Source organism: Nitrospira defluvii, assembly GCF_905220995.1.
Classification (GTDB): domain Bacteria; phylum Nitrospirota; class Nitrospiria; order Nitrospirales; family Nitrospiraceae; genus Nitrospira_A; species Nitrospira_A defluvii_C.
In genome coordinates this window covers 61,012-74,806 of the sequence record NZ_CAJNBJ010000008.1, presented here as the reverse complement: position 1 = coordinate 74,806, position 13,795 = coordinate 61,012, and the positions used below count along the sequence as shown (strand labels likewise).

Sequence of the window (13,795 nt, the reverse complement as noted above, 5' to 3'; positions counted from 1 at the left end):
ACCTATCCTCCACACATCCTGCGCTCTACGCTGCCCGTCATGAGACTGAAAGGACAAGGGACCTGCTTACAATGACTTGGATCGGTACGTCAGCATCCGTGGTTGAACGTATTCCTCGAGAACCTGCTTGGCAGCCGCCCGTTCCTGGTCGTTGGCGAGGGTGGCCAGATATTTCGCCTTCAACTCCGCTTCCGGCTCGGGAATCAAGGCATAATTGAGCACCACTTCGATCGTCGCCGGCTCTGCCGCTCCGGCCGTGATGGTTTGCGAGAACGGGACACGCCGTGTATTGCCGCCCTTGATGAACGGATCGGGAACCGGCCCTCGGAGAATCTTCTCATAGGGCAAGCCGAACCGCTTGGTCTCCTCAGCCAACACATGGCCTTGCGCATCTTTCGTGGTGATCGTTAGGAAGAACTGCTTGAGGACTGGGTCACCGTCGGGGAAACTATGCGGCAGACTGCCGACCTTCACCAGCACGGTGCCTTCGACCCCCGCACCGGACTTTGTCGCATCGATGTCAATCCGCGGCATCCATTCCGCCTGAAGATTACGGTTCTTCAGCAACGTACCGGGGATGACGACACCTCGGAACCAATGCCGTCCGATCGCACGGGTCATGGCGCCACGCCTAGAGGTAGAACTCCCAGTGGAGGGCTCCATATGGCAATCCTGACAGATGGTGCCTTGTAGAATTTCCCCGGGCAAATCTCTCTGAGTCACATCCTTCACCTTGTCAAAATGACACGATGTACAAAAATTTGCGCCTCTGAACAACGGCACCTGCGTCGCCGGATGTACGAGATTTTCCTCGGGGTCGGCATAGGGCCCAAATAACATCTGGCCTGGCTGGACCTTGTAGGTCGGCGGCGGCATCGGCGTGGTTTCCACCGCGTTGATGAGGTGGCAGGAAGCACACCCGATGCCTTCAACTTGCGGTTTGCCCGACAACACCTGCGCGCTGATTTTCTCCACGTGCTGCGGAAAGACGGTGACGGCGGGCGCATGACAGGAGAGGCACCGCCGACGCTCCTCCAACGTCGGATTGGTCTGCATCCAGACTCCCAACACGGTCCGAAACACCGGAGATTCGAATGAGGTCCCGTGCAGCAGCGCCGCATCAACCCGACCGAACGACTTGAGGTCGGGGGTCTGCTCACGCATGCCCTTCCACTCCTCATAGTGACGATCATGGCACTGTTTGCACTCCTCCGAACGGATGAAAACCTTTTCAATTTCAGCCATCCAGTCAGGTTGCGCCTGACCATCGGTCTTCTGCGCGATCGCCCGCTCATGGAACGTGATCGTGAGCAAGGCGAGGATCAGCAGCATCCCGCCCAGTGCCAGTTTTTGAATCACTCGTCCAGTGTCCTTCACTGCAGGCTCATCATCGAATCGGCATCAATCCCGCTTGCATCCAACGAAATGGAAATTCACACCCCAGCCCACCGGATCCCCGGGATCCGCAGGCTCATAAGTCCCAACCGTGAAATTACATTCCTTCATCGCCACTTTCACGGCCCTCCCGAAATCTATCAGATTACGGACTTCCTTCTTATCGATTTCCTTGATCACCGAACGGACTTTGATGCCCGCATAGTCGGCACGGGAGTTCCCGATCACTTCAAAGACGGCGACACCTTCGGGACGCTGCAATTTCAATTCCTTCTGCACGTCTTCGTCAACCTCCCCAACCGCAATCCCAAACTCCTCCCCAAGCTGAATCGCCTCCTCCACCGTCATCTCCTGGCTGCCGTCAGCGACGACCGTTGCGGGCCACGCCAGAGCGCTGGCAAAAGCACCACACACACAAAGAGCCCTTCCAAAAGAAAGGGCTCCACGCAGTTTCACGGGATGGTCCTGAAACATCTTCTTCAAGAGCCTTGCCTCATATTCCCAATTCAGATCAGGTGGTCGCTGTGACACCCGTCTCATCCTAACAGGACACACTAGGTTTTGGTGACCGGGTCCAAGGCCAGTTGAAACCAAGGAGCAACGGCCTTTTGCCCGTTACGCTCCTTATTCTCCCCGTTCCACACGGCAAACGAAATCGCTTGTATGCGCCCGGGAATCAGTTTGGCTTCATTCTCCTGCTCGTCACTCGACAAGGGGCGTCGCATCACGACTCGCCACGTCCCATCTTTCCAAGTCGCCTTTCCTTGCACACGTCCCTGCTTTTCCTTGGTGGTCAGGGTACTAAATCCACCGCCGATGAGGTCCTCAACAGAGGAAGCGCGACGCGGGATCACCTCAAAGCGCCTCGGCTCACTACCGGCAGACTTCTCCTTTTCGGTCGTCCTCGCCGAACGCCGATCGATATCGCTCTGCCAATCGGCTTTCCAGTGCCAGATATTGATGTAGTGATCCAGTTGTCCCATGCAGAAAAACGCAGGCGCATCGCCGAGCGGAAGCCCCAAGGCCACGCCATCGCGGAAGGTGCCCGGTGTCAGCCGGTCGTTTTTCGTATTGTCCTGCCACTCGAGGAGAAACGCGATGTCTGTACCGTTATGCACCGCGCGCACGGTCAACGCATGGGCAGTCGGTTCCGGCCAGACCGGGCGAGTAATAATCTGACCGCTTAACGGCAACGTCATCGGGGCAATTTTCTGCCAGAGGAGGTCCTCAGGCGTGACCGGAATGTCTCCAGACAGAGCCTGCGCGCGAATGATCATGCCTTCCGAACTGACGATGGGAATACCGAAGCCGCCCAAGATCAGGGCGAGAACGAACAGAGAAGAGAGGAGCGTCACTAATCTGGTACGGGATGTATGGACCGACGTCATTCGCCTCATGTCCCGGCGCGATACCCTACCTCCCAGTCCCCCCGCGTCCATGTGTCAGGCGGGCGTACTGGCCTAATCGCCCAAGCGTTACCACAACTTGGCGCGACGAATCTTGTTTTCTCCCCGCTCACAGATATAGAGATACCCTTGGGAATCGAGCGTCAAACCCACCGGGGAGTTCACCACCGCATCGACGGCGAGCAGGCCGTCGCCATGCTTCAGGGCACCGGTCGCATCTTTCGCGACAAACCGGGCCGCCCCACATCCGCCCATATTCTTGTCATCATACCCGCTATCGCCGTTGCCGGCCACCGTGCTGATCTCACCCGTCTCGGCATCCACTCTCCGAACCCGATGATTTCCCGTATCCGAAATGTAGGCGTGGTTGTGCCGGTCAAAGACAATGGCTTCCGGCGCATGGAGCATAGACTTGGCCGCAGGCTTACCGTCTCCATCATACCCATACCGGCAGACGCCGGCGAAGGTAGAGATCAGACCAGTCTCACGATTGATCTTCCGCACACGATTGCTACCCTTATCGACCACGTAGACATGACCCGCATGGTCCACCGCGATACCGACGATGTCGTACAGCCTGGCCTCAAGGGCAGACTTGCCGTCATCCAGATACATCGATAAATCGAGTCCGTCTGAACAGACAGGCATCAACCAACCGTTATCATCACTGAAATCAATCCCAATCGCGTCACCGGATAACACCACCAAATTGCGCGCAACGAGCGGTTGTTCTCTAGCCTCATCTTCCGCAGTCCAGGTTCCGGCGATGGTTTCCACATGCCCGGTCCGTGGATCATAGCGACGAATCCGGTGCGCCTGGGTATCCGCGATATACATGACGTCATTGGTGTCGAACGCGATCGCGGCAGGCCAGGTCAAATTGACTTCTAGCGCCGGGCCGTCACCATTGAAGCCATGTTCGCCGGTCCCCACCACCGTGGTGATGACTCCGGTCTCATGATCGATCTTCCGAATACGATTGCTGCCGGAATCGCAAATATACAGGTCATTGCGAGAGTCACAGGCGACATCCAGGGGCAGGTACAATCCGGCTTCTCCGCAAGGCCCTTCGTCTCCGCTGTAACAGGTCTCCCCGATACCCGCGAAATTATGAACGGTACCTTCCGTCAAGCTGACGCGACGAACACGATCCGAGCCTGACTCGGCGAAATACAACCACTTTTCGTCCCGATCCAGAGCGACGTGATGCGGAAGCGGGATGCCGGCCTTCACGGCGCGTTTACCGTCCCCCGTACTCCTGGCCTTGCCATTACCGGCAAAGGTTTCGATATATCCGGGAGCTAACTGAACATCTGTTTCCATGACGATCTACGTCCGATCTATGCTGAGCCCGTTTCAACGAGTGATGTTATGCCCGCGCGGCAGGAGGCGCCGCGGCAACCGGCTGCTCCACCACGGGCGTCGCCATGGGCGCTGCGGACGGTGGAGCGATGGCTTGCGCCTGAACTGGCTCAGCCTGCTGAGCCTGGGCCTGAGCCTCGGCTTCGATCGCGTCCGCCTCATGGACGGATTTCTTGAATCCTTTGATCGCCTTGCCGATTCCTTCACCGAGCTGCGGCAACTTCCCTGCTCCGAAAATGATCAAGACGATGAACAGGATCAGGATCAACTCTGTAAAACCTAGACTGCCAAACATGGTGTGTCTCCTTTGCTCACATGTTCAGGATGCGGCTCCCTCTTTCGCCTTTTTCGCAAATCGCTCCTTTAAACGCTGACGAGCCTGCTCGGCCTGCTCGAACATCTTGCACTTGTCGTACACGCTGATCAAATTATAGTACGCGAGTGGTTCGTCCGGATTGTGCTCGACTGCGCTCTCCATGACCTTGATCGCTAAGTCCGTCTTTCGGTGGTTGAGGGCGATTTCCATCAGCTTGAAGCTCGCTTCTAAGTGCTTCGGATCCAGTTCAAGGACGCGCATGTAACACTGAATCGCCATATCGATCGTGTTGTAGTCGGACACCTGGGGATTGTCGAGCTCTACGTAGACCCCGGCGAGATTGTACCACGCCATCGGATCATCCGGAGTGATCTCCACAAGCCGCTCATAGTAATTCTTGGACTCCATGTACTTCCGCCTGTCCGCCTGCACCCGACCCAAGTTGAACAGGGCGAGCACATCGTACGCGTGCACATCGAGCGCGCGCTTAAACTCTGCCTCGGCCTCATCGATCATTCCCTTGGTGGCATAGATGGTTCCGAGATTGGAGTAATACATGGCAAGCGACCGATTCATTTCCGTTCGCAGCCCCTCGGCCATCTCGATCGATTTCTTCACTTCGGTGAGCGCGTCGTCGAGCCGGCCCTTGCTGAAATAGAGTTCGCCCAACCGACACCGAGCCTGGAAATCATCCGGCTCTGTGTTCAGTAATTTTTCGATTTCCGCAATTTCCTCATCAGGGCTCAATGGTTGATCGCCTGGATCCACCGCCGCGCTTCCCTGCTCCACTCCGCTAGTTTGTGTCTGTTCGTCCATAACAACGCATCCTACTCTGGGTAAGTCAAACAGTTAAATTTGCCCGCCAACGAGAGACTCCTGCGTGCCGACCAGCGGAGGTCGGCTCACCGTCGCCTGCTCAGTCACCGCGCCCTTCGGTCGATCGAGCGTCAACAACATGACCCCGAGAATCACCATCAAGGTCAAACTGGAAAACAGCAGCGCGTAGCCGGCAATAAACATCAAGGCGAGACCATAGCCTGCCACACGTCCCATGGTCACGAGTCTGATCACGGTGTACGACCAACACAACAGCCCTGCGACATAGAAGGCAAAGGGAAGGTAAAAGGTATAGCCCATGCCCATTTGAAAGATCCAGCTGATCCCTTCGCCCGCCTTCCTGATGGAATGGGCCAGGGCCGGGTTGTAGAGCCCTAAAAAGTAATCCATAAAAAGCAGGCCGAAAAATACCAATCCGGAGACTGCCCCGAACCAGATGGCACGGCGGCGTTGTTGCTTGTTCCTCGTGCGGAAGGAGACCCCGCGCCCATAGGCCCAAAATACCAGGATACTGGCCAGAACCATCAACGCTTCGCCAAGACGGTTGGCCTCATAAACCAACGGCGGTGCCGCAAGAACACCCATCCAGCCATACGTCGTGGAAAAAATTTGATAGTAGAGCCATCCCGAAATGCCGAAATAATACACGAGCCCCATGATGCGCTTCGACCACTCGGGCTGCTGTGACAAATACTCGAGCATCAGCGCCGTGAGCGCAATGATTGTCACCACATTGTACGCTATGGAGCCAAGCATGGCTGGTTGCACAATGAGGAAGGCGCCCGTCAAAATCAGCAGGAGTGCAACACTCGGCACGGTCACCAAGTTGAAGCCGGCAATCCCCTTGGCGCGAATTCTGTTGACCAGCAAGACCACCAGCGCAAGAAAGACAAAAATAGCGACCACATTGAGCAGCGCAAACCCCACCGAGGTCAACAGTTTAAATAAGCTGCCGACCCACTCATGCTGAGCGGCAATCTTGCTGATATGCATGCCTAGTCGCGAGACCAAACGGTACAGGACGAGCTCGAAGAATCCGACGAACAACACCAGCTTGATGGTGTATTCGAACAGAAGCCCCTGATCTTCAACTCGTCCGGTCGATCGCTCGACGCCGACGACGCTAACAGACATCTCGAGCCCTCCCTAGAACACCGGGCGAACGCCCTTGGTCACACAGCCACGCTACGGCCTCCGCCGCATTCAGGGCCTTGCCCATTTACTAGGAACCGGTTGGTTGCGGCACCTGCAACGCTTGGGACTTTGCCCTCGCGATATACAGTAATCCATCGGCCATGGAATAATTAAACGGCAATTCGCAGACAACTTCACTGATTTTTTCGTAGACCTGCTGGTAAAGCTGCTCGGCTTGAGCCGGGGTCATCCCCTCCTGCACTTCGTAGAAGAAGCCCAGACTCAAGTCCTCGGTTGCCGGCCGCATGATTCGCCTGATGCCGTAACTGCTTGGATCACTCATGATCGGCGCCTCTTTTTCCAAGTCGAAGAGGCAGGGCTGGCAGGAGAAGCCGTACGATTCATGCAGCTTGGTATTCTGCACGACGAAATTCATGGTCTCGAGCGCCTCTTCTTCCTTCTCCGTTGGGAACCCAACGATCACATAGCAGTGCACCGCGATACCGAGATCCACACAGTCATCGACGATGCGGCGTACCCATTCCTGCTTGATGCCCTTTTTCATGAAGTCCATGACGCGCTGGTTGAACGATTCCAGGCCGAATACAATTTTCAAACAACCGGCATCTCGCATTTGCGCGAGCAACTCTCGTGTCAGGTTCTTCTCGAATCGAAGCTCGCAGGTCCACTTCACATTGATCTGGCGATCAATCATTTGCTGACAGAGTCGTTTCGTGGGAGAAAGGGCGAAACATTCATCGGTGAAGAAGAATGATTCCGCGCCATAACGCTCTTTTAGCCAGACCAGATCGTCTACCGTCTTGCCTGGATCACGCTGACGAAAATTTTGATGATCGAGCGTCAATGCGCAGAACGCACAGTCTTTGTAGTAGCAGCCGCGCGAAAACTGCACGGGCAAGACCGGCTCAGGCGAGAGGTAGAGATCAAGGGGGAAGCCATCGTAATTGGGCGCGGTCAGCTGGTTGATATTTTCAGAGTAGAACGGCTGATTGACGGTGATTTTCCCGTTTTGCCGATAAATCAAATTGGGCACCTTGCTGAAGTCTCGCTTGCCATCCATTTGGTTCACAAGCTCAAGCAAGGCCGTTTCACCCTCAAACACCACAAAGTCATCGACCAGATCGAAGAGCCAAGGACAGCGGCGGAGATTGTCCACCAAGCGCGTAAAAATACTTCCCCCGACCGTCACATGAAGTTCAGGCGCATGCTCCTTGATCAATCTACAGAGGGTCAGCCCCGGAATGATTTGCGACGTGGCGGTAATCGAGACGCCGACCAAATCCGGACGATCGGTTAAAATAGAGGGCAATACGTGTTGCCGGAAGAGACTGATATAGGGATTTTGCGCTTCGTCACGGATGGCTTTGATCAGATCTTTCGACGAATAGATCGAATAGTCACCAAACTGATTGTCCACGACCGTCATTCTGGTCGGGAAATAGAGCGATGACAGCACCTCGAGCCACTTATCGATCAAAAACAGGCTATTGCGATAGGCCTCGATGTCATAGAAGCCTTCTCCGCGCAAAGTCTCTTTGGCTAGTTCGATGCGCTCAAATAAGTAGGGGAAGCGATCAAGGGACTCGATGACCCGCGCGAGTTGCTCCGCACTCCCAGGCCCAGTGTCTCCTGACCGTTCTCGCTCAAGACTGCGCTGTTTGTCTACCAACTGCTGATAGAGGCCATGCGCAAAAGATTGAGTCAGCACCTTGTCCAACAACTCAATACCGAGATCGCGCTGGGAGACATTCTTGACGCCGGCCTGGGTGAGAAAACCTGTGAGGGACGGAAGGCTCAGGTAAGGTTGCGAAGGATGCCACGTCGGAGGAAACAGCAGTGAAACCTTCATAAAATAATCTTTATATTAAGCAGAAAAATCAGTATTTTCTGACGAGTCGCACTGTATCGGGTTATACACTCCGTTCGAGTCCGAAAGCAACCCTCCTCCCAGAGAGGAGGAGAAATTTCGCGACCGGATCCGCACCCCTCATCTCCCCTCAAAATAGAAGAAGGCCCCGAGCCACCTCGCCATATTCGGCAAGCACTCGGGGCCTTCTTGTTACGGCTCCCAATCTCTCGTCCTACCCCCGAAGGGGAGCAGGATTAGCCTCTTCAGGCCACCTCGCTCACGGCAACTTCAGCGTGAACCAAGTGGAGAGGGACTTCATGCCATTCCGTTCAATGTTGGAACCGTCCCACACCGCAAACGCGATGGGCACAGAGGCTCCCGCCTTGAACTGGGTATCGTTGGCGTCGCCGGTCTCCAGCGAACGCTTCACGACGACTCGCCAGGTCGGACCGGTGTACCCACCGCCCTTGAGGGACCCGGACGGCTCCCACACGCCATTGCCGATCACATCCTGATGGGCCTGGGTGGTCAAGGTGCTGAACCCGTTGGCGTTCAGATCCTCGACGGAGCTGACGCGCAGGGTCGGGTCAGACATGATGTTGCCGGACCAGATTCCGGAGTTGAATGGGCCAAGGCTCCGACCGATACGATCCGGATAGGTAACTCCACCAGCCGGCTCCTCGAAGTAGTAGTCCCAGAAAATTCCGGGATACTGATCGTCGACGTCCCAGATACCGGCGCTATCCTTGCCGAGATCCTTCTGCCACTCCGCGTTCCAGCGCCAAATGTTGACCGTCCCACCCGACTGCCCCATGCACTGGAATGGCGGCGCACCCGCAGTGTTGACCGGGAACATAATGGCGACCTGGTCGCGGAAATCCTGCGGACCAATCGCCGTATCGTTCTTGGTCTGGTCGCTCCAATCAAGGCGCAACCCTAAATCCTTCCCATTCGTGACCGCCTTCACAAACACCGACTTCACCGAGATATTCGGGTGCATCGGGGTCGTGATGGTCTGGCCGCTCAATGGGATGATGACACCTGGCACTCCTTCCCAGATGGGGTTTGCACCATCCATCGGGATTACCCCCTTGATCGCCTTCACGGGAATGGTCACCGGTTGGCTGACCGCGAGAGGCACCTGCCCGATCGTCAACATAATGCCAACGATCAGCGCAGAGAACAGAATGCCAAACACCAAACGCTTGTTGCGTGTCTGCACCAGTCTCATTGCGTATGCCCTCCTCTGAAAGATTAATAAGAAAAAGAACTGGGAACGTATAACGTCTACCGAAAACCGAATACCGCACCGCCCGAAAACCGAGAACTCCTACGCAGTCCCGACTGGGCCTTCGCTCTTCTCGCCGTCCTTCTCTTTCGTCTTCTGGTCCATGAAGGACTCAGCGCCGACTTCGCTCAGCAACATGCTGAGCTCATTCCCCTTGTCCTGCGCCCCGCACTCGTAGGTTTGACCTTCCGGAGCATTGAAGGTAGCTGGTCTGTAGTCCGCCTCAGAGTATGGCTGCACCGTCACTCCAAGGAAGGCGACCTCAAAATCCATCCATTCCGACATGCAGTCGGCAATGAGCTTGAACAATCCGGTGTCTGATTTTTTTGCCAACATTCGACAGAACAGCGGGACCCATCTGCCGATGTGGTTCTTGACGAACTTCTTTTGGGCATCGACGACGATCTCTGTTTTATCGATCCCATCATGGCAGCGCGAATAAGACTCTTTGTAGGTCAGGAAATGCATGAACTCGAGTTCGACGCTGAGATGGTCCAGCCGTTCGTGCACATCCTTGGAGAGTTCGACTCCGAATGCCTTATAAAAACCAGCGATGTCGCCCATCACATGGGATTGAGCAAACACGTGATCGTTGCCGAACAGGGTTTCATACGGCGGACAATCGAGCGTGATCACATTGGTAAACACCCGGCGATGCTCCGCTTGAAGATCGCCGATTTGCCAATTCACACACTCTGCCGACACCAACTTTTCGATCTGGTCGAATTGCTTCTTCATCAGCGCGATCTTCTGATGAGCACGATCGCCGCCGATTCCATCCAGCGCGAGGCGGAGACCGTCCAATGCGGCTCGTCCATCCTCGACGAACTCACCGCACTGTAGGTAATCCAAAAACTCCTCGTCCTCCGGATACAACAAACTCCAGGAGAACAGCAGATATATCTTACTGCGATTAAGGGCGCGTTCGACAGCAGGCGAATCTTTAATGGGAACTGCCTTGGGGGGAGCAATTGCGGTGGAGGACGGGGAGGTGGGCTGCACGACTTGTTTCGATGTCATACGTATCTTGCTCCTCACCTCAACATGTTGCGCAAAATTTTCGCACACTACGCAACATCTGAGTCCTGCGGCACAGGAGGCGTATGATAGGTAAAGGAGGGAGGGATGTCAAGCATGAACTCTCTCTCCTTTGCCTCCGCCATCAGTACCGATGTTTCACTATGCTGCATGATTAGGGGACGTCTCTTCCCTACCTAAACAGACACTCATATTAGAGGCTGATACTGCCGGCAGACAAGTTTCTCGCCGGCGTCACCTTGACGGCGATGCGGTCGTTGACCGTCTTACAAATTTGCTCGCACATGCCGCATCCGACGCAGCGTTCGTGCTCGACGACGAGACGCAGCGCATGGAAGTCCATGGACAATGCCTCTACCGGACACTTCGACACGCAAGCATGGCACCCCTGCCCCGCCGTACACGATCGGTGCGACACGGACGCGAGGCCCATCCGGACCTCGAAGGAATCGGCCACCGGCAGCAAGGCCTCCGTCGCACAGGCGGCAATACAAGGAAAATCTTCACAGAGCTCACAAGCTACCTGATCAGCAAAAATCACCGGCGTGCCGTTGGCGAGATCACTGACGATCGCGCCGGGAGGGCAAGCCTTGATGCAATCGCTGCAACGTGTGCAGCGCTCAAGAAACGCCGCTTCCGCGACGGCACCCGGGGGACGCAACCAGTCGGTCCGGACAGGGGCAACCGGCTGCTCGCGGGGCGCATCCTTGTGGAGCGAAAACTCCCTCGCAGCCTTGGCCACCGAGACCACGGAGTCTTTCAGAAAATCCCGACGCCCATACTTAGGATCACCAGCCACGCTGCGCTCCACCTACATCACACCGTCTGCCCGCAGTTTATAGACTTCTACGCAACGATCACAGGCACCATACTCGACATCCCAACCCGGGTGGTTCTCACGAATAAAGTCCAGAATGTACCCTTCGAGCTTCGTCTCCAAGTCTTCCACCCAGGTGTACGTCGGAAACCGGCACAAGGGACAAGGAAAGCCCGGCATCAACATGACCTTGTTTTGTGTCTCAGGGATTTCTCCTCCCTCGACATCCACTGCGCGATCCAGAATGCGAAGGGTGTCAGTTGCCATCTCCACCAGTTCCGAATGGGTAAAGTAGCTCGTCTGCCACAACCCCTCGAACACCGATTTCAACTGAGCCGGTGGAATTTTGCGATACCAGGAGCGGAACTCCTTAAAGCGATCCTCCTTCTGCAGCATCGGTTCTTTCCCGGCGGCGATCAAGCGACTGTCGACGCTGATGTTCCAGAGAATGCGGTAGCGGTGCAAAATGAGCGTCTCTTCACCGGGATTCTGTCCGACCCTGGTGTCGGGATCATACCCAAAGGCCGGATCCAGCATATCGTTGATATGCATGAGTTCGTGACGACAATACCGAGTCAAGGCGGGATCGTAAAACCGTCGCGGGATCAGCTTGATGCCGACACCCTTCAGTCCCTTTTCCTCGAATTGTTTCGCGAGATCGTGTTCGACGGACCCCCACTTCCGAAGCACATCGACCCCTTCCTGATCTTCCTTGAGCACACCCTTGACCAGCACGATGCCGACCCGGGCCTTGAGCTCAGGGAACTCATTGAAGGCGTCGCGGATGATATCGGAGAAGCCCCAGATACCGAACAAATACTGATAGAGCTTCTTGAACTCGGCCTCGCGATCATCCAACGTGAATTTTTCGTAGATCGGATCCGCCAGTTCGTGAAACTCTTTGTAGTAGGTCGGATCCCCTTCCCGTTCCGTCTTTTCAATGAAGGAGTCAATGACTTCCTGCAGTAAGGCCGGCTGAAAACGGATCTCCATCGACGGCTTTGATACTTCCACTCCGGTCGTCATAAGTCCTCACATGTTTGGCTGCGGTGAAGGGGTGAAATCCGCGTGAGCGCTGTGCTTGACTTGCTTACAGTCGTTCTCTTACGATCGTTGAATCGACCGCCGATTATACAAACCCCTCGGCGATTTTTGCAAACCGCAGAGGGTCGCTCGAGGCCATACAGGCCTCCGCGCAGAACAGGCACGAGGCACAGATTTTTTATGAGCAATCAGACGAGCGCGCCCTTCACGATTCCTTCCGCCACACCAGCGAACCCTCAGGGAGGGCAATCAGAATCACCGGCCATCGACCATTTGGCGTATTGGAAAACGGGCTTGCGGGAACTCAAAACCTTCCGCGGCCATTCGCACGGCGTCTGGTCCGTCGCCTATGCTCCAGACGGCCAAACGATTGTGAGCGGCGGCGTGGATCGGTACGTCCGCGTCTGGGATATTGAAACGGGACGACTGTTGCGTTCATTGCGCGGACACACCGCCGACATTCGTGCGCTGGTGTTCACGCCGGACGGCCGCACCTTAGCCTCGGGCAGCGAAGATCGCACCATCCGCCTCTGGAATGCGAAAACAGGTGAACCCACGAAACTTCTATTTACGCGCTACGATCACAATGTCTGCAGTTTGTCGCTATCCCCGGACGGTCTCATGCTGGCGCGAGGCAGCCACAACAAAGACATCAAAATTTGGGAGGTCACGACCGGGACCGACCTCATGACCCTCTTGGGCAAAGACCAATATGACCATCATTGGTCGGTGTGCGTGGCCTTCTCTCCGGACGGCGTTCACCTCGCCAGCGGGTCTGACATCGGCAAAATCCGGATCTGGGAAGTGCTGCCGAGCGGAGAGGAGAAGATTCTCCACAACGGCCATTGGGAAGAGACCGCCGAAGACTCGACGGAGACCCGCGGCTTCTTCATCGAAGACGACGGAGGATTCCAGAAGCCGATGGAGTTTTGGATCGGCGCCATGACATTCACCCCCGACGGCAAGATCCTGATCACCGGCAGCCGCGACAATACGATTCGTTTCTTTGAGATGCCCACGATGAACGAAATCCGCGTGGTGCGCGGGCATAACGGCTGGGTGCGCGCCCTTGCGGTGTCGCCTGATGGGAAAGTGCTCATCAGTGCCGGCGACGACAGCACCATTCGATTCTGGGACATCGCCACAGGCCGCAACTTCCGAACCGACAAGACCCATACCGGCCCCGTGCGCGGCATCGCCCTCTCACCCGACGGATTGCGTTTGGCCAGCGCCTCCTGGGATCGCACCGTGAAACTGTGGGAAGGCGGTCCCGAGCCCGAAGAATAGA

The 13,795-nt window shown here is 56.0% G+C and carries 13 protein-coding genes; 1 reads left to right on the top strand and 12 read right to left on the bottom strand.

Going from position 1 to position 13,795, the window contains the following annotated elements; translation table 11 throughout:
- Positions 1-66: 66 nt before the first annotated feature.
- The 12 genes from KJA79_RS11205 to KJA79_RS11150 all read right to left on the bottom strand — a co-directional run bounded on the left by KJA79_RS11205 (position 67) and on the right by KJA79_RS11150 (position 12,489).
- A complete protein-coding gene (locus tag KJA79_RS11205) occupies positions 67-1,359 on the bottom strand; it encodes a multiheme c-type cytochrome (protein ID WP_213042135.1) in 1,293 nt (430 codons plus the stop codon).
- A gap of 42 nt (positions 1,360-1,401) precedes the next feature.
- Positions 1,402-1,926, bottom strand: coding sequence for a PDZ domain-containing protein (locus KJA79_RS11200; protein WP_213042134.1), 525 nt, complete (start codon positions 1,924-1,926; stop codon positions 1,402-1,404).
- A gap of 23 nt (positions 1,927-1,949) precedes the next feature.
- Positions 1,950-2,792: an ethylbenzene dehydrogenase-related protein gene (locus KJA79_RS11195; RefSeq protein ID WP_213042133.1), complete on the bottom strand. Its 843-nt coding sequence runs from the start codon at positions 2,790-2,792 to the stop codon at positions 1,950-1,952.
- A 78-nt stretch (positions 2,793-2,870) separates the two neighbouring features.
- Positions 2,871-4,124 carry an NHL domain-containing protein gene (locus KJA79_RS11190; RefSeq protein WP_213042132.1) on the bottom strand — a complete coding sequence of 418 codons (1,254 nt, stop codon included), beginning with the start codon at positions 4,122-4,124 and terminating at the stop codon, positions 2,871-2,873.
- Positions 4,125-4,170: 46 nt separating this feature from the next.
- Positions 4,171-4,458, bottom strand: a complete 288-nt coding sequence (gene tatA / locus KJA79_RS22985; protein WP_213042131.1) for a twin-arginine translocase TatA/TatE family subunit — start codon at positions 4,456-4,458, stop codon at positions 4,171-4,173.
- A 24-nt stretch (positions 4,459-4,482) separates the two neighbouring features.
- Positions 4,483-5,295: a tetratricopeptide repeat protein gene (locus KJA79_RS11180; RefSeq protein WP_213042130.1), complete on the bottom strand. Its 813-nt coding sequence runs from the start codon at positions 5,293-5,295 to the stop codon at positions 4,483-4,485.
- Positions 5,296-5,328: 33 nt separating this feature from the next.
- Positions 5,329-6,450 (bottom strand): hypothetical protein, encoded by a 1,122-nt coding sequence (locus KJA79_RS11175; RefSeq protein WP_213042129.1) that lies wholly within the window; start codon positions 6,448-6,450, stop codon positions 5,329-5,331.
- Between the two features lie 88 nt (positions 6,451-6,538).
- Complete coding sequence (locus tag KJA79_RS11170; RefSeq protein ID WP_213042128.1) at positions 6,539-8,320, bottom strand: B12-binding domain-containing radical SAM protein; 1,782 nt, start codon at positions 8,318-8,320, stop codon at positions 6,539-6,541.
- A gap of 277 nt (positions 8,321-8,597) precedes the next feature.
- Positions 8,598-9,551: an ethylbenzene dehydrogenase-related protein gene (locus KJA79_RS11165; RefSeq protein WP_213042127.1), complete on the bottom strand. Its 954-nt coding sequence runs from the start codon at positions 9,549-9,551 to the stop codon at positions 8,598-8,600.
- A gap of 99 nt (positions 9,552-9,650) precedes the next feature.
- Complete coding sequence (locus tag KJA79_RS11160) at positions 9,651-10,628, bottom strand: TorD/DmsD family molecular chaperone (RefSeq protein WP_213042126.1); 978 nt, start codon at positions 10,626-10,628, stop codon at positions 9,651-9,653.
- A gap of 211 nt (positions 10,629-10,839) precedes the next feature.
- Positions 10,840-11,445, bottom strand: coding sequence for a 4Fe-4S dicluster domain-containing protein (locus tag KJA79_RS11155; protein WP_213042125.1), 606 nt, complete (start codon positions 11,443-11,445; stop codon positions 10,840-10,842).
- 12 nt (positions 11,446-11,457) lie between these two features.
- Positions 11,458-12,489: a hypothetical protein gene (locus tag KJA79_RS11150; RefSeq protein ID WP_213042124.1), complete on the bottom strand. Its 1,032-nt coding sequence runs from the start codon at positions 12,487-12,489 to the stop codon at positions 11,458-11,460.
- A 198-nt stretch (positions 12,490-12,687) separates the two neighbouring features.
- Here KJA79_RS11150 and KJA79_RS11145 point away from each other — a divergent pair, with 198 nt between their 5' ends.
- Positions 12,688-13,794, top strand: coding sequence for a WD40 repeat domain-containing protein (locus tag KJA79_RS11145; protein WP_213042123.1), 1,107 nt, complete (start codon positions 12,688-12,690; stop codon positions 13,792-13,794).
- The last annotated feature ends 1 nt before the right edge of the window (position 13,795 follow it).

Coding starts and splice junctions, on each gene's coding strand:
- KJA79_RS11160 (WP_213042126.1), bottom strand. CDS start 10,628: ATGACATCGAAACAAGTCGTGCAGCCCACCTCCCCGTCCTCCACCGCA.
- KJA79_RS11190 (WP_213042132.1), bottom strand. CDS start 4,124: ATGGAAACAGATGTTCAGTTAGCTCCCGGATATATCGAAACCTTTGCC.
- KJA79_RS11195 (WP_213042133.1), bottom strand. CDS start 2,792: ATGAGGCGAATGACGTCGGTCCATACATCCCGTACCAGATTAGTGACG.
- tatA (WP_213042131.1), bottom strand. CDS start 4,458: ATGTTTGGCAGTCTAGGTTTTACAGAGTTGATCCTGATCCTGTTCATC.
- KJA79_RS11175 (WP_213042129.1), bottom strand. CDS start 6,450: ATGTCTGTTAGCGTCGTCGGCGTCGAGCGATCGACCGGACGAGTTGAA.
- KJA79_RS11150 (WP_213042124.1), bottom strand. CDS start 12,489: ATGACGACCGGAGTGGAAGTATCAAAGCCGTCGATGGAGATCCGTTTT.
- KJA79_RS11170 (WP_213042128.1), bottom strand. CDS start 8,320: ATGAAGGTTTCACTGCTGTTTCCTCCGACGTGGCATCCTTCGCAACCT.
- KJA79_RS11145 (WP_213042123.1), top strand. CDS start 12,688: ATGAGCAATCAGACGAGCGCGCCCTTCACGATTCCTTCCGCCACACCA.
- KJA79_RS11165 (WP_213042127.1), bottom strand. CDS start 9,551: ATGAGACTGGTGCAGACACGCAACAAGCGTTTGGTGTTTGGCATTCTG.
- KJA79_RS11180 (WP_213042130.1), bottom strand. CDS start 5,295: ATGGACGAACAGACACAAACTAGCGGAGTGGAGCAGGGAAGCGCGGCG.